Origin of the sequence: Herbaspirillum sp. ST 5-3 (assembly GCF_004804275.1) — a bacterium.
Lineage (GTDB): Bacteria > Pseudomonadota > Gammaproteobacteria > Burkholderiales > Burkholderiaceae_D > Noviherbaspirillum.
This window is the reverse complement of sequence record NZ_STGI01000001.1, coordinates 51058-73625: the sequence shown is the minus strand read 5'-3', so window position 1 is coordinate 73625 and position 22568 is coordinate 51058. Positions and strand designations below refer to the sequence as shown.

Sequence of the window (22568 nt, the reverse complement as noted above, 5' to 3'; positions counted from 1 at the left end):
TACAACATTCGATGAGGTTTCACATGTACGCGGTCATAAAAACCGGCGGCAAACAATACAAGGTTGCTGCTGGCGAAAAACTCAAAGTAGAACAGATACCGGCTGACATTGGTTCCGAAATCACCCTTGATCAAGTGCTCGCAGTGGGCGCTGGTGACACCATCAAATTCGGTGCACCGCTGGTCGAAGGTGCCAAGGTCCAGGCTACGGTAGTGGCGCACGGTCGCCACGATAAGGTCAAAATTTTCAAGATGCGCCGCCGCAAGCACTACCAGAAGCGTCAAGGCCATCGCCAAAATTACACCGAATTGCAAATCATCTCGATCAACGCCTGATTTATCGTTGAACGAAATTACCGGATACCAAGGAGTCTGAAATGGCACACAAAAAAGGCGGCGGCACTACGCGCAACGGTCGCGATTCCGAGTCGAAACGACTGGGCGTCAAGGTTTATGGCGGCCAAACCATCAATGCAGGCGGCATCATCGTGCGTCAGCGCGGCACCCGCATGCACGCTGGCGAGAACGTTGGCATGGGCAAGGATCACACCTTGTTCGCTCTGATCGACGGCAAGGTGCAGTTCACGACCAAAGGCGCGTTGCAGCGTCATACCGTGATTGTCGTTCCTGCATGACGCAGATCTGACAAAGCAGCATCAGGCGAAAGCCATCCGCGAAAGGGCTCTGCCGTTGGTAGGGCCTTTTTAGTTTGTAGAATTGTTTTACCTATTCTTTTCAGCGCCATTTTTGGCGGCAAATCATGAAGTTCATCGACGAAGCAAAAATTGAAGTCATTGCTGGTGACGGCGGTAACGGCGTCGCGTCGTTTTGCCGCGAAAAATTCCGGCCCTTCGGCGGCCCGGACGGCGGTGATGGCGGCAAGGGTGGCAGCATCTGGGGCATTGCCGACCGCAATATCAACACTCTGGTGGATTTTCGCTATTCAAAGCTGCACAAAGCGCGCAACGGCGAAAACGGTCGCGGCTCGGATTGCTACGGCAAGGGTGCCGACGACATTGAACTCAGGATGCCGGTCGGCACCCTGATTACCGATATCGAAACGGGTGAAACCATCGCCGACCTGACCGAGCACGGCCAACGTGTCATGCTGGCCAAGGGAGGCGAGGGCGGCTGGGGCAACATTCACTTCAAGTCGTCGACCAACCGTGCGCCGCGCCAGAAGACCGACGGCAAACCAGGTGAACACCGCGAACTGCGGCTGGAGTTGAAAGTCCTCGCCGACGTCGGGCTGCTCGGCATGCCTAATGCCGGCAAATCGACCTTCATCACGGCAGTGTCGAACGCTCGCCCGAAGATCGCAGATTATCCATTCACCACCCTGCATCCTAATCTGGGAGTGGTGCGCGTCAGTCATGAAAAGAGCTTCGTGATTGCCGATATTCCAGGACTGATCGAGGGCGCGGCCGAAGGCGCCGGTCTTGGTCATCAGTTCCTGCGCCATCTGCAGCGCACCCGTGTGTTGTTGCACATCGTCGATCTGGCACCTTTCGACGACAAGATCGACCCCGTCAAGGAAGCGAAGGCGATCGTCAAGGAGTTGAAGAAATACGACGAGTCGCTGTACGACAAGCCGCGCTGGCTTGTACTGAACAAGCTCGATATGGTGCCTGCCGATGAACGTCAGAAGCGCGTCAAGGATTTCGTCAAGCGCTTCGGCTGGAAAGGACCGGTCTTCGAGATTTCCGCATTGACGCGGGAGGGGTGCGAAGACCTGATTATCGCCATTTACGATTACCTTGCGGAGCAGCGTCAGCAGGAGCATCGCGCCGAAGAAACGCAAATGGTGGAAGAGGCACGTGGTATCGTATCGATTGATCCGGACGATCCGCGCTTCAAAGTGATCGAATAAGAGAAAAGACCCCGCGTGACCTCGTGTTGAAGCTTGCCGTTTCCGAGTCAATGGGGTGAACTTACAAGCAAGCCGCCGGCCGCTTTCGGCATGGCGGCGGCATCCAGAAGACCATGAATTCCGTCATTCAGAAAGCCAAACGCCTCGTCATCAAAGTCGGCTCATCGCTGGTTACCAACGACGGCAAAGGCCTGGACACATCTGCAATTGCGAAATGGGCTGAGCAAATCGCCCATCTGCGCTCGCTAGGCAAGGAAGTCGTTCTGGTCAGCTCCGGCGCGATTGCCGAGGGTATGCAGCGGCTTGGTTTCGACAAGCGGCCGACCGCCGTGCACCAACTCCAGGCCTGTGCCGCCGTCGGCCAGATGGGGCTGGCGCAAATCTACGAAACGAGTTTTCGCCAGCATAATCTGCGTACCGCGCAAGTGTTGCTGACACACGCCGATCTGGCGGATCGCGAGCGTTATCTGAATGCGCGCTCGACCCTTTTCACGCTGCTTCATCTCGGTGTCGTTCCGATCATCAATGAGAATGACACCGTGGTCACAGACGAAATCAAGTTTGGCGACAACGATACGCTCGGTGCACTGGTCGCCAACCTGATCGAGGGTGATGCACTCATTATTCTGACCGACCAGAAAGGCTTGTACACGGCCGATCCGCGCAAAAATCCGGCGGCGGAGTTCGTGCATGATGCCAAGGCCGGAGACCCCAAGCTGGAGGCGATGGCAGGTGGTGCCGGAACGGGTATTGGACGTGGCGGCATGTTGACCAAGATCCTCGCGGCAAAGCGTGCCGCAACGTCTGGCGCACACACAGTCATTGCCTGGGGCCGGGAAGATCAGGTATTGACGCGGCTTGCGTCGGGAGAGTCGATCGGCACTCAGCTCGTTGCGCAGACCGCGCAATTGACCGCCCGCAAGCAGTGGATGGCGGATCATTTGCAGACCGCCGGCAAGGTGATGCTGGATGCCGGTGCCGTACAAAAACTCACTGCTGAAGGCAAATCGCTGTTACCCATCGGTGTCGTTGAAGTCTCCGGCGAATTCGGCCGGGGCGACGTGATTACCTGCATCGATGAGAAAGGGCATGCGATCGCCCGGGGAATCAGCAATTACTCCAGTTCCGAAGCACGGCGCATCATGCGTCGGCCATCGACCGAAATACAGACCATACTAGGTTTCGTGGAAGAGCCGGAGCTCATTCACCGCGACAATATGGTCCTGCTCTGAGAATTGGGTTTTTGCCCGGTTTGACTCCGGGCAAAAGACCAGTCAATTCATCTGATTTTGCGACGTCAGCGGCTTGTTGTAGCGAATCCTGTTGATCATGTCCTTCACGCTGCCGGCGACCGTCAGTTCCACGCAAAAGTAGTCCTTGAACAAGGCCGCATGCTGCCGGTTGGCTGCATTGGTGCTGATTCGTTCCCACTTGTCTCGACGTGAACGCGACCAGGTGCCGTCAGCCTGGCCGAATGCATAGAGCTTCTTCTCATAGGATGCGCAACGGATGCCTTCGTAGCTGATGTTGCGGGCGCCCGAATCGCTGGTCGCGACCAAGGTATAGCGGATGACGCCATCCGGCCCCACGCTCAAGGAGTTGGCGTCGATGGCGAAGGATTGCGTTGCGGTTGCACTGACATAGAATGGCAGCAGGTTTTCAGGTTTGGGCGCCGCCGGCAACTGGATGGCGACTTCCTCCCACGGTTTGTCCGTGTCGTCGAAATCTTCTTCGAAGCGATCCCGCGCGCTGGCAGCAACGCTTGCGGCCAGCAGCGAGAGCGCCACGCAGGCGCGGAAAAGAGACATCCTGTTTTGTTTTCTTGGCAAGACAGGATGGAGAACAGGCGATGAAACGCTTGGCAACATGAGCAGGCCCTTATTCTTCATTCTTGGGTTTGGCTGTCGGCGATGTGGTTTCGCTCGCGGCCTTTCCAGGATGGTTCTGGCGCAGATAACGTGCTCCATGCCGATTGTGGTTGCTCGGCGCCACCCGGTTCAGGTAGCGCGACAATTCCTGCAAGGCCTTCTGATAGACCTCGCGCTTGAATTCGATAACCACATCCAGGGGAACCCAGTAGTCGTGCCAGCGCCAGGCATCGAACTCCGGGTGATCGGTGCCTCTTAGATTGATATCGCAGTCGCGACCGACCATGCGCAGCAGGAACCAGATCTGCTTTTGTCCCCTGTAATGGCCGCGCACTTCGCGCTTGATGAAACGGTCCGGAACTTCATATCGCAGCCAGTCGCGGGTACGACCGATGATCCTGACGTGCTCCGACCTCAGACCGATTTCTTCTTCCAGTTCCCGAAACATTGCCTCTTCGGGCGTTTCCCCGAACTTGATTCCGCCTTGCGGAAATTGCCACGAGTGCTCGCGCACCCGCTTCCCCCACCACACCTCGTTATGGGCGTTGAGCAGGATAATGCCGACGTTCGGGCGGAAGCCTTCACGATCCAGCATGTTGCACCTCAAAACTTTCTGCGGCTAGACGATCCTCATCGTTACAAATTTTGCACGCGCACGGAGGCGCATGCGTCATGCTCCAGCCCCCTTGGGGCGGCGGCGTGAATCAAATATGTGAGGAATGGATGCATCAGCCAGCTAATCCTTTAAAATTGGGTTGATTATAACTCTCTCTTTTTAAAAAGAATTACCGCCATGCGCGCATCTCGATTTTTTATTTCTACCCTTAAAGAAGCCCCGTCGGACGCCGAGATCATCAGCCACAAACTGATGATGCGTGCCGGGATGATCAAACGCCTCGGTTCCGGCATCTACACGTACATGCCAATGGGCCTGCGCGTGATTCGCAAGGTGGAAAACATCATCCGCGAAGAGATGAACCGCGCAGGCGCCATCGAACTGTTGATGCCGGTCGTGCAGCCCGCCGAGCTATGGCAGGAAACCGGTCGCTGGGAAAAGATGGGGCCGGAACTCATGCGCGTCAAGGATCGTCATGGTCGCGACTACGCGATCCAGCCTACGTCGGAGGAAGTGATCACCGACGTGGTTCGCGCCGACATCAAGTCATATCGTCAGCTGCCGATCAACTTCTACCACATCCAGACGAAATTCCGCGACGAGCGCCGCCCGCGTTTCGGCCTGATGCGCGGACGCGAATTCACGATGAAGGATGCGTATTCTTTTGACCGCGATGTGGCCGGTATGCAGAAGTCTTACCAGATCATGTATGACGCCTACGTCAACATCTTCAACCGCTTCGGCCTCCAGTTCCGTGCAGTCGCGGCGGACAATGGCGCGATCGGCGGTTCGGGCTCGCATGAATTCCATGTGATCGCCGACACCGGCGAGGATGCGCTGGTGTATTGCCCGAACTCGGACTATGCGGCCAATATCGAAGCCGCCGAAGCCGTTGCACCGGCGGCCGAGCATGGCGCTGCCAAGCACCCGCTGACCAAGACGCCGACACCGGGCAAGGCCAAGTGCGAGGACGTTGCGAAGCTGCTCGGGATTTCGCTCACGCACACCGTCAAGTCGATTGTGCTCGCCGTTGACAAGGACTCCCCGGCCGACAAGGAAATCTGGCTGCTCCTTCTGCGCGGCGATCACGAGCTGAATGAAGTCAAGGCCAGCAAGATCCCAGGGCTCGCCACTTACCGTTTCGCCAGCGAAGCCGAGATCGTCGAATGGTTCGGCACGCCGCCGGGCTATCTTGGCCCGATCGGCACCAGGAAGCCGGTCAGGATTGTTGCCGATCGTACCGTCGCTGTCATGAGCGATTTCGTGTGCGGCGCCAACGAGGAGGATTTCCACTATACCGGCGCGAACTGGGGCCGTGACCTGCCGGAACCGGAGGTCGCCGACTTGCGCAACGTGGTTGCAGGCGATCCCTCGCCGGATGGAAAAGGTCTTCTGGCCATCCAGCGCGGCATCGAGGTCGGCCATGTGTTCCAGCTCGGCACGCGCTATTCGGAAGACATGAAGGCGACCTACCTCGACGAGACAGGCAAGCCGCAATTGATGCAGATGGGCTGCTACGGCATCGGCGTCACCCGTATCCTGGGCGCGGCGATCGAGCAGAATTTCGACGACAAGGGCATCATCTGGCCGACCGCGATTGCGCCGTTCGAGGTGGTTCTGTGTCCGATGGGCTACGATCGCAGCGAAGCGGTCAAGGCGGAAACCGACAAGCTGTACGCCGCCCTGCAAGCCGCGGGTATGGACGTCATCCTCGACGATCGAGGCGAGCGTCCGGGCGTCATGTTTGCGGACTGGGAATTGATCGGCGTACCGCACCGTGTTGTGATCGGCGATCGCGGCCTGAAGGAAGGCAAGCTTGAGTACCAGGGGCGTCGGGACCCGGCGGCCACTGCAGTGGCGGCTGCGGACATGGCTGAATTCGTCAAGGCCAGGCTTGCATCCTGAAGCCTCGCGGACGGCCTTGATTCACCCCTTTGCGCGCATTCTTTCGCTGATTGCTGCCCTGTTGTTCTGTAATGCAGTCATGGCCGGCAATCAGCAGGAAGAGGCATTGGCGGATTCGGTTCGACTCGCGCTGTCGAACGCGATTGCCGACGCGCGTCCACCCAAGCCTCACTTCGCCAACATCCAGGATCGTCTCAAGTATTTGCGTTGGCTGGGCGAAATGTCCGAGCGACTGAAAAAGCGGCTGCCGGATTGGCAGGTGAGGCGCGAATTTCTTGAGGCCACCTGGTACGAAGCGACGAGGGCCGGGCTCGATCCGGCCCTGGTGCTTGGGTTGATCCAGGTTGAATCTGCTTTCCGCAAATACGCAATATCGCCGGTTGGCGCACACGGCTATATGCAGGTGATGCCGTTCTGGACGCGCATCATCGGCGACGGCGACCGCAGGAAGCTCTTCAACATGCAGACGAACCTGCGCTATGGATGTTCCATCCTGCGCCTGTACCTCGACATGGAACGCGGCAACCTGTTTCTTGCCTTGGGACGTTATAACGGCAGTCGCGGACGACCGGAGTATCCAAATGCCGTGCTGGCGGCATGGAAGCTTTGGGAGTACAACCGTTGACCGATTACCGCCGGAGGGTGGTATGGGGCGCCGCCTTTGTCTCCGGCTCCTTGCATCTGCTAATGATCTGGTGCTGGCGTGTTGCTTCGAACGGCACAGCCATTCATCTCCAACGCCCGGCTAGCCCGTTTGAGATCCGCCTTCTGACACAACCAGCTTCGCCATTGCCTGTTCCTCCAAAGGCTTTCAGCAGCAGGCCGCACGCTCGCCAGGAGACCGTCGTGCAGGAGAAACGCGGCCTGCAGGATCGGCCAGGTCAAGGGCATGTGATTGAAGATAAGTCCGCCACACCGGTTGCGGCGACGACGAACAGCGCCGATGCCATGATCGAAGCTGCCAAGCGCGATATCGGGCGGATAGACCGGGACTTGAGACAGGCTTTTCCCACGCGGCCAAGGTTCCAGCCGACCGAGTCCGCGTCGCCTTCCTCCAGGCTGGAAAAAGGCATCGCGGCGGCCGGTTTGCCGCGCGGAACGACGACCCAGGAAATGACGACGACGGACGGACGTCGAATCACCAAGGTAATGACTCCTTCTAGTACGTACTGCGCACTTGGACGCAAACCGGGTGCGGGGATTGACGAGAACGAGCGGGCGGCGTTTGTGACCACAACCTGCCCGTAGAGACGAGTAATAGCAACGGGGGTTCAAAGGCGCGTGCAGCCGTTTTGGCAGCACCGAATCGATTTATCCGAGCCGACTTGTATCCGACAGCACCAACAAAAACGCCCGCGCGATGCGGGCGTTTTTGTTTGGCCTTCGGAAAGACAGATTATTGCAGGTGATTGGAAATGAGTTTGGTCATTTCGAACATCGACACTTGCTTCTTCCCGCCAAACACAGCTTTGAGCTTGTCATCCGCATTGATCATGCGTTTGTTGGCTTCATCTTGCAGCTTGTTCTTCTTGATGTAGTCCCAAACCTTCTTGGTGACTTCAGTACGCGGCAGCGGGTTTGCACCGATCACTGCACCCAAGGTGGCGGACGGCGTCATCGGCTTCATGAACGCTGCATTCGGCTTACGGGGAGTCTTCGGCTTTGCGACTTTCTTTGCTGCGGGCTTCTTTGCTGCGACCTTCTTTGCCGGAGCAGCTTTCTTCGCTGCCGGCTTTGCTGCCGCTTTCTTTGCTACGGGCTTGGCTGCTGCCTTTTTGGCCGGGGCGGCTTTCTTGGCTGGAGCTGCTTTTTTTGCTGCGGGTTTTGCTGCGGCTTTCTTCGCAGCGGGCTTCTTGGCGGCTGTTTTGGCCGCGGGTTTTTTGGCTGTTGCCATCTTCAAGCCTCCTTCACGAAATGTGTTGGGAAAATGCGTCGTATCACGCAACGCTAATAGTGGTGCGCTTTTCATAGGGATGCAAGTGTTTTTTATAACTATGCGCATGAATTTGTGTGCTTCATGCCACGCGATCTTCATAGGAGAAAACCGGAAAAGCGTCACGTGATCGTTCGATGAGTGCCAGCGTCTTGTCGCGAGTCCCTCTCTGAGATGGACTATTCTGTCCTCCAGAGGGGCGCGATGACTCGAGATGAGGATGGTGTGATCGGGCGGGAAGCCTTATCTGGTGCGGGTTTGCTGCAGGTGAGCGTTCCGGCTGGTGGCGCCGTAGCGCCTGCGAGTACTCGGCGCTTGCTCGCTATCGGACTGCACGCACTGCAGCGCAAGATGGCTTGGGGGGCGGCCCACTTGCTACTCGTGAGCGGCCCGCCCGCGCTCTGACAGCGAGCGCCTCCGAACGAACGCGTGAGGAGGCGATTTCTCGCTCGATGAAGTGCAGGTTCGGGGGAGGGCGGGCAGGTCGCCAGCGCGGAGGAATTTTGCTTTACTCCTGCCGTCCACGTCTGGACGGCAGGAATATGTAGCCTGACGACGAAGGGTGTCAGCGAGCGCCGGGCAGCATGCCTTTCATGCCGCGCATCATCTTCATCAGGCCGCCACCCTTGAGCTTCTTCATCATCGATTGCATCTGCTCGAATTGCGCGAGCATGCGGTTGACTTCCTGCACCTGCACACCGGCGCCCGCCGCGATGCGGCGCTTGCGTGACGCCTTGATGAGCTCCGGCTTGGCGCGCTCCTGCGGTGTCATTGAATTGATGATGCCTTCCATCCGGCGTACCTGTTTCTCCGCCTGGTTCATGTCGGCATTGCCGGCGGCTTGCTGGAACTGTGCGGGCAGCTTATCGATCAGACCGGAGAGGCCGCCCATTTTCTTCATCTGGCTCAGCTGCGCCTTGAAGTCGTTCAGGTCGAACTTGCCGCCGACCTTGATTTTCTCTGCCAGGTCCTTGGCGGCTGCAACGTCGACGCCTTTTTGCGCCTCCTGGACTAATGCAAGGATGTCGCCCATGCCGAGGATGCGGCTGGCCATGCGGTCAGGATCGAAGGCTTCCAGTCCGTCCAGCTTTTCGGCCACGCCGGCAAACTTGATGGGCTTGCCGGTGACGTGGCGCACCGACAATGCTGCGCCGCCGCGTGCGTCGCCGTCCAGCTTGGTCAGCACGATGCCGGTCAGCGGCAGCGCGTCGTTGAATGCCTTGGCGGTGTTGATTGCGTCCTGGCCGAGCATGGCGTCGACCACGAACAGAGTTTCGATCGGCTTGATCGCTGTGTGCAAGGCGGCGATTTCCTGCATCATCGCTTCGTCGATGCCGAGCCGGCCGGCGGTGTCGACGATCAGAACGTCGTGATAATGCTTCTTCGCATAATCGAGCGCGGCCAGGGCGATATCGACCGGTTTGTCGGTCGGTGAAGACGGGAAAAAGTCAGCGCCGACCTGGGTCGTTACTGTCTGCAACTGGCCGATGGCGGCAGGGCGATACACGTCCGTCGAGACGGTCAGCACTTTCTTCTTTTTCTGTTCCTGCAGGTATTTGGCGAGCTTGCCCACGGTGGTGGTCTTGCCGGCGCCCTGCAGGCCGGCCATCAGGATGACGGCGGGGGGCTGGGTGGCGAAATTCAGTTGCGAGGCGTCCGGACCGAGATCGGCACCCATGATCGCGGCCAGCTCACGCTGCACTACGCCGACCAGGGCCTGGCCGGGAGTGAGCGAACCGATGACTTCCTCGCCCAGTGCCTTCTGCTTTACGCGAGCGACGAATTCGCGCACAGCCGGCAGTGCCACGTCAGCCTCAAGCAGCGCCAGGCGAACTTCGCGCAGCATTTCGGCGGTATTGGATTCGGTCAGACGCGCTTCGCCGCGCATCGTTTTGACGACTTTGGCCAGTCGTTGAGTCAGGTTGTCGAGCATGGGTGACGATATATCAAGAAATGGGGTGGGACGATGCTGCTGGATGAGGCATCGGGAACAGGCCTCATTTTACCCGATGCAGTCGCTTCTCTCGCTCTCACGGGTCGATTTGGCGGAAATATGGAAAGCGGGCGCAATGCGTGCGATTGACTGGAGGCGAACTGCCTCGCATCACTGGTGGAGCGTGAAATTCGGGAGCGTAATAAATATTTATCGCACGCTGGGTAAGTGACCCGGACGCGAAGGCGACATTGGAGAAATGCAAGTTTTTCGTCCATGTCGCGCATTTGCCGGGGGTAATATGAGATTCTTGCTGAAGTCCGTGACTACGCTGCGTGGCCGACGCTGATCTGAGTTCGTGATCCGGCTGCCGCTCTCATCCAACTTAACCCGCCCTGATGGAGGATTACTTGCCGGCGACTGAATTGCTCGAAGCGGTGCTTGTTGAAGATGAACAAACGGTGCGCATGGCGACCGCGCAGACGCTGGAACTCGGCGGATTCAAGGTGCAAGCCTGTGCCAGCGTCGAACAGGCGCAACCTTGGCTGAAGGCGGAATTTGGCGGCGTGATCGTGACCGATGTACGACTTCCCGGGCGCTCCGGTCTGGAATTGCTGGCACAGGTAGTCGCGCTGGATCCCGATTTGCCGGTCATCGTCGTCACGGGTCATGGCGATGTCGGCATGGCTGTCGACGCGATGCGCGCCGGGGCCTACGACTTTATCGAGAAGCCGTTCGCCGCGGAACGATTGATGGAAACGGTCCGGCGGGCGCAGGAAAAGCGCCGGCTGGTGATCGAGAATCGCCGCTTGAAGGCGGCCTGGAGTGCGGATCCGGACGTGCCCGCCCTGATCGGGCAGTCGCCGGCGATTGAACGGGTGCGGACCTTGATCCGATCGGTCGGCCCGGCCGCAGTCGATATCCTGATCAACGGCCAGACGGGCACCGGCAAGGAGGTCGTGGCGCGTCAGTTGCACGCCGCCAGCGGCTGCAAGGGGCCGTTTGTGGCGATTAATTGCGGTGCCTTGCCCGAGTCCGTGTTCGAAAGTGAAGTCTTCGGTCATGAAGCGGGTGCCTTTACCAGTGCACAGAAAAGGCGCATCGGAAAACTGGAATACGCCAATGGCGGCACCATTTTTCTCGACGAGATCGAGACCATGCCTCTCGCGCTGCAGGTGAAATTGTTGCGCGTATTGCAGGAACGGCAGCTGGAACGGCTTGGCGGCAACGAACGGATCCAGATCGACTGCCGGGTGATTGCAGCCAGCAAGGCAGATCTATTGGCGTTGAGCGCGCGGAGGCAATTCCGGGAAGACCTGTACTACCGCATCGGTGTCGTGAGTATCGATCTGCCAACGCTTGCCGAGCGCCGCGACGACATCCCCTTGTTGCTCGCGCATTTCGTGCAGGGAGCGGCCCTGCGATACCGGCGGCCCGTCCCTCAATGGAGTGCTGCCAGGATGGCGCAGTGGCAGATCCGCGAATGGCCAGGGAATATACGTGAGTTGCGCAATTTCGCAGACCGGCTGGTGCTAGGCGTGGCAGATGCCGCAGGCATCCCGGCCGGAGAACAGGCGGAAGTGGAAAGCCTGCCGCAACGAGTCGACGCGTACGAGCGGATGCTGATTGCCGAAGCCCTGGAGGTGAATGAAGGTAACGTCGCGGCGACAGCCGATCATCTCGGCGTGCCGAAAAAGACGCTGTATGACAAGTTGAAAAAGTACCAGCTATCTGCCGGCCGTGCCGCCGAATAAGACCTTGTGCGCACGCGCGTTTGATCGGCCATGGTGTAAACTCAAGGTCTGCCAATAATCAACTCGCGTGATGTACACCTATTTTTTCGTCCTCGCAGCATTGCTTTACGCGACCTGTGCTTTCCTGCCGTCGCGCCACCGTATGGCCATTTCTGCCGGAATCGCAGCTGGCTGGTTGCTGCACGGCGGCGCGCTGTGGGCGGATATGATTGCGCCGGGATCGCTGCGCATCGGATTTGCCATCATGTTATCGGCAACGCTATGGATTTCAGTGGCGGCGTACTGGCTGGAAAATCGTAACTTCTCGCTCGACGGCTTGCGCATCCTGGTGCTGCCGTCTGCCGCCGTGGCCGTGGTTCTGCCGGTGCTGTTCCCCGGCAGCGTGGTACCGCTGGAGGGCAAGACTGCCTTGTTTCCGTGGCATGTCGCAATTGCCATCCTGGCGTACAGCTCCCTGACCATCGCGGCGTTTCATGCCGTGTTGATGGCCTTGCAAGAATCTCGTTTGCACACCCCGCCCGACGCATCGAAGAGCGGCTGGCTGGCGCTTGCGCTTGACCGGCTTCCGGCCCTGCTGACCATGGAAAAGTTGTTGTTTCGCATGATCGGCTTTGGCTTCGGCTTGTTGACCCTCACTGTCCTGTCCGGCGTGGTGTTTTCCGAAGAATTGTTCGGCAAGGCGTTCAAGTGGGATCACAAAACCATCTTTACCATGCTGTCCTGGGTGTTGTTCGGCGCGTTGCTGGCTGGCCGCGTCTGGCGTGGATGGCGCGGCAAGACGGCGCTGCGGTTTACGCTCACCGGGTTTGCAACCCTGCTGCTGGCTTATGTCGGCAGCCGCTTCGTGCTGGAAGTCGTGCTGCACAGAGGTTTGGCATGAAGCTGCTGTTGTGGGCCGCCATCGGCTTCATCGTCGTGATGTGGCTGCTCCGGAGCAATAAGGTTTCAAGCACCGGTCACGCCTCCGGCACCTCCAGCACCTCCAAGAAGGACAAGCTGATCGAGCCGATGGTGCAGTGCGCACATTGCGGCGTGTACATTCCTGCCTCGGAATCCGTCACCGCTGCGTCCGGCAAGGTGTTCTGCAGCGATGAGCACCGTCTCAAACATGTCGGGCCTTGACGACCACCTCCTGGCTGCCGCACGCCTGCCGGCGTGGCGCCGGCGCTTCCTGCAACACCCACGCATGAATCCGGTTTTTCCACTGCCTAAAGGCGCCACGCGATGATGCAGGTGGCCCAACTGGCCCGCCGCGAAGGGCGCGATACTCTCTGGCGCCCGCTTCAGACTTTCAGCGTCACGCGTATCGTGATTGTGCTGGTGCTGCTGGTCTACCTCAGTTTCAACGCGGTAAAGGGGAGCGGCGAGGCGGGCTTTCAGGCGGATTGGCAGACCGCCATTGTGTATCTGGTGCTGGCCGTTGCCTTCGCCCTGTTGTCCGTGTATTCCCAGAAGCGTTTCATGCTTCAATTGCTGGCGCAACTCTCCGTCGACATCACCGCCATCTCGCTTTTGTACATCGCTGCCGGCGGCGCAAAGACCGGCCTGGCCATTCTGTATCTGTTTCCGCTTGCCGGTTGCGCCATTCTCGCGCCACTGTTGCTGGCGCTGTTTTTTGTCTCGGTGGTAACGCTGATCTTGTTGTCGGAGAGCGCTTACCAGCTTCTGCACTCGATGCCGGACGCTTCACCTTCACGGGCCGGATTGTACGGCGCGGCATTTTTTGCAGCGATTTATGTGATCAATCGCCTCGCCGCCAAGCTGATCAAGCAGGAGGAGCTGGCGGCGCAACGCGGACGAGAACTGCAGCTGCAAGAGGCGATCAATCGCCTCGTCATTTCCGATATGGGCGACGGAATCCTCGTCGTGGGCAGGGACAGCGAAGTGTATGCCGCGAACCCGGCGGCCGAGCGCATGCTTGGCCTGTCGTTTGCGGACAAGCAGGCCCTTATGAAGCTGGTCGACATTTCCTCCCTGGTGCCGATTGCGGAAGCCTTTTCTGCATGGCGCGCGCGTCCCGCCGAAGCGACTGAAACGGACACCGCTGCCTCCACATATGTGATGATCAAACCTGGCAACCATTTCGCCGCAAATTCGACTCTGATTCTTGATGGGCGGCGCGAACTCTTCGCCCACTTGAAGTTGCGTTTTGCCAAGGTCACCTCGGACGATTTGCCCGAGGGCAGGACGGTCATTTTCATGCAAAATGTCAGCGAAATCGAAAACCAGGCGCAACAACTCAAGCTTGCGTCGATGGGGCGACTGACCGCCAGCATTGCACATGAAGTGCGCAATCCGCTGTCCGCCATTTCCCATGCTGCATCGCTGCTCAACGAGGACATCACGCATCCGACCCAGTCTCGCTTGCTGAAAATCGTCGGCGATAACGTGGTCCGCCTGAACCGGATGATCGAAGATATCCTCAAGCTGTCGCGTCGGGCGCATGTGAGTCATGAGCCCTTGGCGCTCGGCCCCTTTCTTGCCGAAATCGTCGACGAGTTCGTGGAAGGGCACGCGGTCGCGTCAGGCGTCATCGCTTTCGGTCCCATGGCCCGCCTTCATGTGCGCTTTGATCCGCTGCACTTGCGGGAAGTGGTGATCAATTTGCTGTCGAATGCAATACGCTACGCCAGTGGGCGCATTGCAAGTATTCGGATCCACGCGATTTCCCCGGCGACAAACCGGCTTGAGCTGCATGTCCAGGATGACGGGCCGGCCATTTCACCGGAAGTCCGGTCGCATTTGTTCGAGCCTTTTTACACGACTTCCAGCAAGGGGACCGGTCTCGGTCTCTACCTGGCGCGCGAATTGTGTTTGAATAACGGCGCCATGCTCGATTACGAATACCGCATGGATTTCTCGAAGGGCGGAATGGATCAGCCGAGCGGCAGGTTCGTCATTACCTTTGCCATGGACGACACACTTTTACCTGACTTGCATTCATTATGACCGCACCCCGTATCCTGGTCGTTGACGATGAAGCCGACCTGCGCGAGCTGCTTGAGATCACGCTTGTCAAGATGGGTCTGGATGTCGATTGCGCCGAAACGCTCGCGGCAGCACGCGCGCTCCTCGCAGAGCACGAGTATGCATTGGTGTTGACCGATATGCGCCTGCCGGACGGACTTGGCATTGAGTTGGTGCGCGAGGTGGCGAGTACCTACAAGAACACTCCGATCGCCGTGATTACCGCATTTGGCAGCGCCGACAATGCAGTCGCCGCGCTCAAGGCCGGAGCGTTCGACTACCTGTCCAAGCCGATCGGCCTGGATCAGTTGCGCCTGATGGTGCAGTCGGCGCTGCGCACCCAACATGCCGGTAGCGGGTCGAGTCCGTCGTCTGGCCAGGTGGAGGCGGCTACTTCGCGCCTGACCGGAGATTCGGCAGTCATGCGAGACTTGCGCGCGCAGATTGTCAGGCTGGCGCGCAGCATGGCGCCGGTCGCGATCACAGGCGAGTCCGGCAGCGGCAAGGAGCTGGCCGCACGGGACATACACGCGCATAGCGCGCGCGCTGACAAGCCGTTCATCGCGGTCAATTGCGGCGCCATTCCGGAAGCCTTGATGGAAGCCGAATTTTTCGGTTATCGCAAAGGCGCGTTCACCGGTGCCAATGATGATCGCGACGGCTTCTTCCAGGCAGCCAACGGCGGCACCCTGATGCTGGACGAGGTCGCCGACTTGCCGTTGCCGATGCAGGTGAAGTTGCTGCGCGCAATCCAGGAGCGTCGCGTCCGCAAGGTCGGCGCCACGGTGGAGGAGCCGGTCGATGTGCGTTTGATCAGCGCAACCCATCAGAACCTGGCCTCATGCGTGGAAAGGGGGACGTTCCGCCAGGATTTGTTTTATCGCCTGAATGTCATCGAATTGCGTTTGCCCCCGCTGCGCGAGCGCCTGGAAGATATCAGCCAGATGGCCGACGCGCTGCTGGAGCGCTTGTCTTCTTGCGGCAGCAGGGCTGTGCTGTCGCCTCAGGCGCTGCAAGCACTGCAGTCCTATCCATTTCCCGGCAACGTGCGCGAGCTGGAAAATATTCTTGAGCGAGCGCTGGCGTTTGCCAACGGAGGTGTCATCGAGGTAGGAGACCTTGCGCTGAAGCCGGTATCCGTGAGCGATCTGTCGAATGCGCAACACGTAGCCAAGCCGACAGAGCCGCCGGCGGCGCCTGCCGCCGGACCGGAACGTGCGGTTGCCGCAAGTGCGCTTCCTGTCGAAGTCGAGCTGCCATGTTCACTGCCAGAGCATCTCGATCATGTCGAGCGCGAGATCATTCGTCGGGCACTGGCAAGAACCCATTTCAACCGGACGCAGGCGGCTGAATTGCTCGGCATCAGCTTCCGCCAGCTGCGTTATCGCATGCAGCGACTATCCATTCACGAACCGGATTCATGAACCGATTCCAGATAGGCGAGGACGGTTGGAGCAGTGGCGTGCAGCGCCTGCCGTCGCCCAACTTCGATGCACGCTCCGCCGATGCCACGATCGATCTGCTGGTGATTCACAACATCAGCCTTCCGCCCGGCCAGTTCGGCGGAACGTACATCGCCGATCTTTTCACCAACCGGCTCGACTGCGATGCACATCCGTATTTCGACCAGCTGCGCACCCTGCGTGTTTCCTCCCATTTCCTGATCCGGCGCGACGGCACGGTGATGCAGTTTGTCTCCGCCAACGAGCGTGCATGGCATGCGGGTGCGTCGTCGTTTTGCGGGCGAGAGCGCTGCAATGATTTTTCGATAGGCATCGAACTGGAAGGCACCGATTTTGAACCGTTCGAAGGCGCGCAATACGATGCCTTGGCCGAGCTCACCCACGCGCTGCGAGCCCGCTATCCTCTCACCGATGTTGCCGGTCATGAACACATCGCACCCGGCCGCAAGACGGACCCTGGTCCGTTCTTCGACTGGGATGGCTACCGCAAGTGCTTGATTCAAAAAGAACCACATTCGTTGGCGCTGCACACACTTCGGTTTCTGCACGGATAAAAGAAAAAGTCAACGCAGAAATTGCTAAAAAAATTAATGCAGATCAAGTAAAAAAGATATTGCATCCTCCCGGACCTGACACTAGAATTAGTCTCAATCGCAGCGCATGCCACTACATATAGTGGTGCTGCGATTTCCCATTGATGGGCTGTTCAGGTTGTTCCTCGATATACAGATTGTGATGGTGGGCGAGCCGTGAACAGCTCTCCCTATTGGATGGGCATTGCGCGGCGCACTCGGATTCACCGAAACGCCGCCGTACACCGTCCGCGTCAATTCGCGAACCCCGGTTTTCCTGGGCGTTCTAATTTAATAACCATAAGCAGCAACGCTGCCAGCAATACAGTCTTAGGAGGCTAGATGCATACTACTCAAGAGGTTTCCCACAAGTCCCCCGGCGAACTCGGCCTGGTCTCCCCGCAAATCAGCACGTCTTCTTCCTCCTCGAATCTGTCTGTCAGTCTTGGCGATTACAAGGTCATCCGTCGCAACGGCGCGGTTGTCGGATTCGAGCCTTCGAAGATTTCCATCGCGGTGACCAAGGCATTCCTCGCCGTGAACGGCGGGCAGGGTGCCGCATCCGCACGCGTGCGTGAACTGGTCGAGCAACTGACCTCCAATGTGGTGTCCGCCCTGGTGCGTCGCCAGCCGGCCGGCGGCACCTTCCATATCGAAGACGTGCAGGACCAGGTTGAACTGGCGCTGATGCGCTCGGGCGAACATGACGTCGCCCGCGCCTATGTGCTGTATCGCGCGAAGCGCATGGAAGAGCGTGCGCAGCAGCAAGCCGCCAAACCCTCCGATATGCCGCAGCTGCATGTCACCGAAGACGGCCAGCGTCGTCCGCTCGATCTCAATCAGGTGCGCAACCTGATTACCGCTGCCTGCGTCGGCCTGGAAAAGCATGTCGATGCGGAAGCGATCCTTGCTGAAACCGTGAAAAACCTGTACGACGGCGTGCCGGTCGAAGAGCTGCACAAGTCCGCCATCCTGGCTGCCCGCGCGCTGATGGAAAAGGACCCGGCCTACAGCAAGGTCACCGCTCGCCTGCTGATGCATACTATCCGCAAGGAAGTGTTCGGCCAGGAAGTGGCGCAGGCTGATGCCGCTGCACACTATATTGATTACTTTCCGAAATACATCAAGAAGGGCATCGAAGCCGACCTGCTCGATGCCAAGCTGGCCCAGTTCGACCTACGACAACTGGCCGACGCGCTCAAGCCGGAACGCGATCTGCAATTCGGCTACCTCGGCCTGCAGACGCTGTACGACCGCTACTTCCTGCACATCGACGGCACCCGCATTGAAATGCCACAAGCCTTCTACATGCGCGTGGCGATGGGCCTGGCACTGAACGAGATCGACCGCGAAGCGCGCGCCATCGAGTTCTACAACCTGCTGTCGTCCTTTGACTTCATGAGCTCGACGCCGACCCTGTTCAATTCCGGCACCCAGCGCTCGCAGCTGTCCTCTTGCTACCTGACCACGGTGTCGGATGACCTGGACGGCATCTACGAAGCCATCAAGGAAAACGCGCTGCTGGCCAAGTTCGCCGGCGGCCTGGGTAACGACTGGACCCCGGTGCGCGCGCTGGGTGCCCACATCAAGGGCACCAACGGCAAATCGCAGGGCGTGGTTCCCTTCCTCAAGGTTGTGAATGACACCGCCGTCGCCGTCAACCAGGGCGGCAAGCGCAAGGGCGCAGTCTGTGCCTACCTGGAAACCTGGCACATGGACATCGAGGAATTCCTCGACCTGCGCAAGAACACCGGCGACGACCGCCGCCGCACACATGACATGAACACCGCGAACTGGATTCCCGACCTGTTCATGAAGCGCGTGATGGAAAAGGGTGAGTGGACGCTGTTCTCCCCGAGCGACGTGCCGGACCTGCACGACAAAGTCGGCCGCGCCTTCGAGGAAGCCTACACCGGCTATGAAGCCAAGGCTGCCCGCGGCGAACTGAAGCTGTTCAAGAAGATCCAGGCGCTCGACCTGTGGCGCAAGATGCTGTCCATGCTGTTCGAAACCGGCCATCCGTGGATCACCTTCAAGGATCCGTGCAACATCCGTTCCCCGCAGCAGCATGTCGGCGTCGTCCACAGCTCCAACCTGTGCACCGAGATCACGCTGAACACCAACGACTCCGAAATCGCGGTCTGCAATTTGGGTTCGGTCAACCTGCCGGCCCATATGAAGGATGGCAAACTCGACCACGCCAAGCTGCAGCGCACCATCCGTACCGCGATGCGCATGCTGGACAACGTGATCGACATCAATTATTACGCCGTGAAGAAGGCGCGCGACTCCAACCTGCGCCACCGTCCGGTCGGCCTGGGCATCATGGGTTTCCAGGACTGCCTGCACATGACGCGCGTTCCATACGGCTCCATGGAAGCGGTCGAGTTCGCCGACCGTTCGATGGAAGCGGTGTGCTACTTCGCCTACTGGGCCTCGACCGAACTGGCGGAAGAGCGCGGCCGTTACAGCTCCTACCGCGGCTCGCTGTGGGATCGCGGCATCCTGCCGCAGGACTCGCTCAAGCTGCTGGCGGAGGAGCGCGGCGGCTACCTGGAAGTCGACACCAGCGAAACCATGGACTGGCCGGCCCTGCGCGAGCGCATCAAGCAGCACGGCATGCGCAATTCGAACTGCGTGGCCATTGCACCGACCGCGACGATCTCCAACATCATCGATGTGTCGGCCTGCATCGAGCCGACCTATCAGAACCTGTACGTCAAGTCGAACCTGTCTGGCGAATTTACCGAGATCAACGAGAATCTGGTGCGTGAATTGAAGGCGCGTGGTCTGTGGGACGAGGTCATGGTCGCCGACCTGAAGTACTTTGACGGCAGCCTGGCCAAGATCGACCGCATCCCGCAGGACCTGCGCGATATCTACGCAACCGCCTTCGAGGTCGATCCGAAGTGGCTGGTGGAAGCGGCGTCGCGTCGTCAAAAATGGATTGATCAAGCGCAATCGCTCAACATTTACATGGCGGGTGCATCCGGCAAGAAGCTGGACGAGACCTACAAGCTGGCCTGGCTGCGCGGCCTGAAGACCACTTACTACCTGCGTACCATCGGCGCCACGCATGCCGAGAAGTCGACCTCCAAGGCTGGTGCACTGAATGCCGTGTCGGCAAATGGCGGGGTCGGCAGCATGGCGTCGGCTGCTCCGGCAGCAGCGTCAGCAGATGATGTCGCCGGCCCGGCTTGCATGCTGCGTCCGGGCGATCCCGGCTTCGAAGAGTGCGAGGCCTGCCAGTAACACGACACGCGATCGGTACGGCACGTGGCCATACCGATCGCCGACGACATGCGAGGCGCTGCCGCGCCGACTTGAACATCACGCAACTGCAACTACAATACTCGTAAGGAAGATCAGCCATGCTAAGTTGGGATGACGAAGTAACCCCTGTCGCAAAACCTGCCCAAGCTCCGCAACCGCAATTGCAGCCGGCGCTGGCCGCCGTGACGCCGTCGGCTTCGCGCACTCCCCAATTCAACGACATCGCGTTCGATCCCGCGCTGGTCAGCAAGCCGCAAGCCGCCTCGCCGGAAGCAGCAGCGCGCCGCGTGAACGCCGCCGACAAGCGCATCATCAACGGCCAGACCGACGTCAACCAGCTTGTTCCGTTCAAATACAAATGGGCGTGGGACAAATACCTGGCCGGTTGCGCCAACCATTGGATGCCGCAGGAAATCAACATGCAGCGCGACATCGAGCTGTGGAAGAACCCGAACGGCCTGACCGAGGACGAACGTCGCATCATCAAGCGCAACCTCGGCTTCTTTGTGACCGCCGATTCTCTTGCCGCCAATAACATCGTGCTTGGCACCTACCGCCACATTACCGCGCCGGAGTGCCGCCAGTACCTGCTGCGCCAGGCATTCGAAGAAGCGATTCACACCCATGCCTACCAGTACATCGTGGAATCGCTCGGACTCGACGAAGCCGAGATCTTCAACGCCTATCAGGAAATCGCGTCCATCCGCGACAAGGACGAGTTCCTGATTCCGTTCATCGACGTACTCACCAACCCGGAATTCAAGACCGGCACGATCGAAGCCGATCAGACGCTGCTGCGCTCGCTGATCGTGTTCGCCTGTCTGATGGAGGGATTGTTCTTCTATGTCGGCTTCACGCAGATCCTCGCGCTCGGTCGCCAGAACAAGATGATGGGAGCGGCGGAGCAGTATCAATACATCTTGCGCGACGAGTCGATGCACTGCAATTTCGGGATCGATCTGATCAACACGATCAAGCTCGAGAATCCGCATTTGTGGACTGCTGCATTTCGTGACGAGATCAAATCGTTGTTTTTACGTGCAGTGGAGTTGGAATATCGCTACGCAGAGGATACAATGCCGCGTGGAGTGCTCGGTTTGAATGCGCCGATGTTTAAAGGGTACTTGCGATTCATCGCAAATCGTCGCGCGCAGCAGATCGGTCTCGATCCGATGTTCCCGCAGGAAGAAAACCCTTTCCCGTGGATGAGCGAGATGATCGACCTGAAAAAAGAGCGCAACTTCTTCGAGACACGCGTGATCGAATACCAAACCGGCGGTGCGCTGAGCTGGGAATAAAAGAAGCAAAAAAGCTCAAAGCGATTAGCGAGGTGGGGAGAGACGGCAGTCAGCACATATCGACCCGATAGGCTGCTGCAAACTGAAGGGCTATAACCAAGTTTAATGAACAGTAGACGAACGCATCGATCTTCTACGTTATTTCCGCTGACCCCGACTCAGTCGGGCAAGGCAGCGTTTGCTCTGAAAAACCTGTTGGTTTTTGACAAACTGTATTCCGACGCCGGCATTGTTGCCGGCGTTTTTTTTGGCTACGACTGCCGCAGCGCCATTTGAGCGCGTGGCTTGCACCTCCCTCACCGCCGACGCGCGGCGGTGATTTGCAGAAGAGAGGCGTAGCTGATTGAGGCTGAAGTGCTGCATGAATGAGGTGATGCAGCAGTTCAGCTGGTGCCGAATTCATTAGCGCAAACAGAAGCTTGCTTGTGCCGATGAATAATCCGCCAGGCCCATCGCGATGGACCGGGCGGGTTTCCAAAACCTCGAAGTTTGAACTTTCTCATCACGTGAAGGAGAAACAAATGGCAACAGCAAAGAAAGCAGCAGCGAAGAAACCCGCTGCAAAGAAAGCCCCGGCGAAGAAGCCGGCAGCCGCCAAGAAGCCGGTAGCGAAGAAAGCAGCAGCCGCCAAGAAGCCGGTAGCGAAGAAAGCAGCAGCCGCCAAGAAGCCGGTAGCGAAGAAGGCAGCAGCCGCCAAGAAGCCGGTAGCGAAGAAGGCAGTAGCCGCCAAGAAGCCGGTAGCGAAGAAAGCAGCAGCCGCCAAGAAGCCGGTAGCGAAGAAGGCAGCAGCTGCCAAGAAGCCGGTAGCGAAGAAAGCAGCAGCTGCCAAGAAGCCGGTAGCGAAGAAAGCAGCAGCCGCCAAGAAGCCGGCAGCCAAGAAAGCAGCAGCTCCTAAGAAAGCAGCAGCTCCTAAGAAAGCAGCTGCCAAGAAGGCCGCCAAGCCTGCAGCGAAAAAAGCTGCGGCTCCCAAGAAGGCTGCCCCGAAAAAAGCAGCAGCTAAGAAGCCGGCTGCCAAGCCTGCTGCTAAGCCTGCCGCTGCAGCGCCTGCTGTGAAGACTGTGCTGAACCCGGCAGCGGCCTGGCCGTTCCCGACCGGCACTCGTCCGTAATAGCCGAG

At 58.9% G+C, this 22568-nt stretch carries 20 protein-coding genes; 16 read left to right on the top strand and 4 right to left on the bottom strand.

Features of this window, described 5'->3' with window-relative positions; translation table 11 throughout:
- Nucleotides 1–23: 23 nt before the first annotated feature.
- From rplU to proB, 4 genes are all read left to right on the top strand, one after another.
- Nucleotides 24–335, top strand: coding sequence for a 50S ribosomal protein L21 (rplU, locus tag E6W33_RS00345; RefSeq protein WP_136413180.1), 312 nt, complete (start codon nt 24–26; stop codon nt 333–335).
- A gap of 41 nt (nt 336–376) precedes the next feature.
- Nucleotides 377–634, top strand: coding sequence for a 50S ribosomal protein L27 (rpmA, locus tag E6W33_RS00340; RefSeq protein ID WP_136413179.1), 258 nt, complete (start codon nt 377–379; stop codon nt 632–634).
- 125 nt (nt 635–759) lie between these two features.
- On the top strand, nt 760–1869 hold the full coding sequence (cgtA, locus tag E6W33_RS00335; protein ID WP_136413178.1) for an Obg family GTPase CgtA: 1110 nt from the start codon (nt 760–762) through the stop codon (nt 1867–1869).
- 113 nt (nt 1870–1982) lie between these two features.
- Complete coding sequence (gene proB, locus E6W33_RS00330) at nt 1983–3101, top strand: glutamate 5-kinase (RefSeq protein ID WP_136413177.1); 1119 nt, start codon at nt 1983–1985, stop codon at nt 3099–3101.
- Nucleotides 3102–3143: 42 nt separating this feature from the next.
- Here the strand turns inward: proB and E6W33_RS00325 are convergent, their stop codons facing one another.
- On the bottom strand, nt 3144–3677 hold the full coding sequence (locus E6W33_RS00325) for a CNP1-like family protein (protein ID WP_136413176.1): 534 nt from the start codon (nt 3675–3677) through the stop codon (nt 3144–3146).
- A gap of 70 nt (nt 3678–3747) precedes the next feature.
- The gene (locus tag E6W33_RS00320) at nt 3748–4332 is read right to left on the bottom strand and encodes an RNA pyrophosphohydrolase (RefSeq protein WP_136413175.1); all 585 of its coding nucleotides are present in this window, start codon (nt 4330–4332) and stop codon (nt 3748–3750) included.
- A 198-nt stretch (nt 4333–4530) separates the two neighbouring features.
- On the opposite strand from E6W33_RS00320, the gene E6W33_RS00315 reads away from it, so the two are divergent.
- From E6W33_RS00315 to E6W33_RS00305, 3 genes are all read left to right on the top strand, one after another.
- Nucleotides 4531–6258: a proline--tRNA ligase gene (locus E6W33_RS00315; protein WP_136413174.1), complete on the top strand. Its 1728-nt coding sequence runs from the start codon at nt 4531–4533 to the stop codon at nt 6256–6258.
- A 79-nt stretch (nt 6259–6337) separates the two neighbouring features.
- Nucleotides 6338–6883: a lytic transglycosylase domain-containing protein gene (locus tag E6W33_RS00310; protein ID WP_136414317.1), complete on the top strand. Its 546-nt coding sequence runs from the start codon at nt 6338–6340 to the stop codon at nt 6881–6883.
- A gap of 221 nt (nt 6884–7104) precedes the next feature.
- Nucleotides 7105–7506 (top strand): hypothetical protein, encoded by a 402-nt coding sequence (locus E6W33_RS00305; RefSeq protein ID WP_136413173.1) that lies wholly within the window; start codon nt 7105–7107, stop codon nt 7504–7506.
- A gap of 148 nt (nt 7507–7654) precedes the next feature.
- Here E6W33_RS00305 and E6W33_RS00300 read toward each other — a convergent pair whose 3' ends face one another.
- Both E6W33_RS00300 and ffh read right to left on the bottom strand, forming a co-directional pair.
- Nucleotides 7655–8152, bottom strand: a complete 498-nt coding sequence (locus E6W33_RS00300) for an SWIB/MDM2 domain-containing protein (protein WP_136414315.1) — start codon at nt 8150–8152, stop codon at nt 7655–7657.
- A gap of 604 nt (nt 8153–8756) precedes the next feature.
- A complete protein-coding gene (ffh, locus tag E6W33_RS00295; protein WP_136413172.1) occupies nt 8757–10124 on the bottom strand; it encodes a signal recognition particle protein in 1368 nt (455 codons plus the stop codon).
- 410 nt (nt 10125–10534) lie between these two features.
- Between ffh and E6W33_RS00290 the strand changes: the two genes are divergently transcribed.
- The 9 genes from E6W33_RS00290 (at nt 10535) to E6W33_RS00250 (ending at nt 22560) form a co-directional block, all read left to right on the top strand.
- Entirely contained in the window at nt 10535–11878 is a 1344-nt protein-coding gene (locus E6W33_RS00290) for a sigma-54 dependent transcriptional regulator (RefSeq protein WP_282183672.1), read from the top strand.
- Between the two features lie 70 nt (nt 11879–11948).
- Nucleotides 11949–12758, top strand: coding sequence for a cytochrome c biogenesis protein CcsA (gene ccsA / locus E6W33_RS00285; RefSeq protein ID WP_136413170.1), 810 nt, complete (start codon nt 11949–11951; stop codon nt 12756–12758).
- Nucleotides 12755–13000 carry a PP0621 family protein gene (locus E6W33_RS00280; protein ID WP_136413169.1) on the top strand — a complete coding sequence of 82 codons (246 nt, stop codon included), beginning with the start codon at nt 12755–12757 and terminating at the stop codon, nt 12998–13000. The genes ccsA and E6W33_RS00280 overlap by 4 nt, the downstream gene beginning before the upstream one ends.
- A 102-nt stretch (nt 13001–13102) precedes the next feature.
- On the top strand, nt 13103–14827 hold the full coding sequence (locus tag E6W33_RS00275) for an ATP-binding protein (protein WP_247869472.1): 1725 nt from the start codon (nt 13103–13105) through the stop codon (nt 14825–14827).
- Complete coding sequence (locus E6W33_RS00270) at nt 14824–16269, top strand: sigma-54 dependent transcriptional regulator (RefSeq protein WP_136413168.1); 1446 nt, start codon at nt 14824–14826, stop codon at nt 16267–16269. The genes E6W33_RS00275 and E6W33_RS00270 overlap by 4 nt, the downstream gene beginning before the upstream one ends.
- Entirely contained in the window at nt 16266–16862 is a 597-nt protein-coding gene (gene ampD / locus E6W33_RS00265) for a 1,6-anhydro-N-acetylmuramyl-L-alanine amidase AmpD (RefSeq protein ID WP_136413167.1), read from the top strand. The genes E6W33_RS00270 and ampD overlap by 4 nt, the downstream gene beginning before the upstream one ends.
- 360 nt (nt 16863–17222) lie before the next feature.
- Nucleotides 17223–20132 carry a ribonucleoside-diphosphate reductase subunit alpha gene (locus E6W33_RS00260; protein ID WP_136413166.1) on the top strand — a complete coding sequence of 970 codons (2910 nt, stop codon included), beginning with the start codon at nt 17223–17225 and terminating at the stop codon, nt 20130–20132.
- A 119-nt stretch (nt 20133–20251) separates the two neighbouring features.
- Nucleotides 20252–21451, top strand: a complete 1200-nt coding sequence (locus tag E6W33_RS00255; RefSeq protein WP_136413165.1) for a ribonucleotide-diphosphate reductase subunit beta — start codon at nt 20252–20254, stop codon at nt 21449–21451.
- A 521-nt stretch (nt 21452–21972) separates the two neighbouring features.
- The gene (locus E6W33_RS00250; RefSeq protein ID WP_136413164.1) at nt 21973–22560 is read left to right on the top strand and encodes a histone H1-like DNA-binding protein; all 588 of its coding nucleotides are present in this window, start codon (nt 21973–21975) and stop codon (nt 22558–22560) included.
- Nucleotides 22561–22568 lie beyond the last annotated feature (8 nt).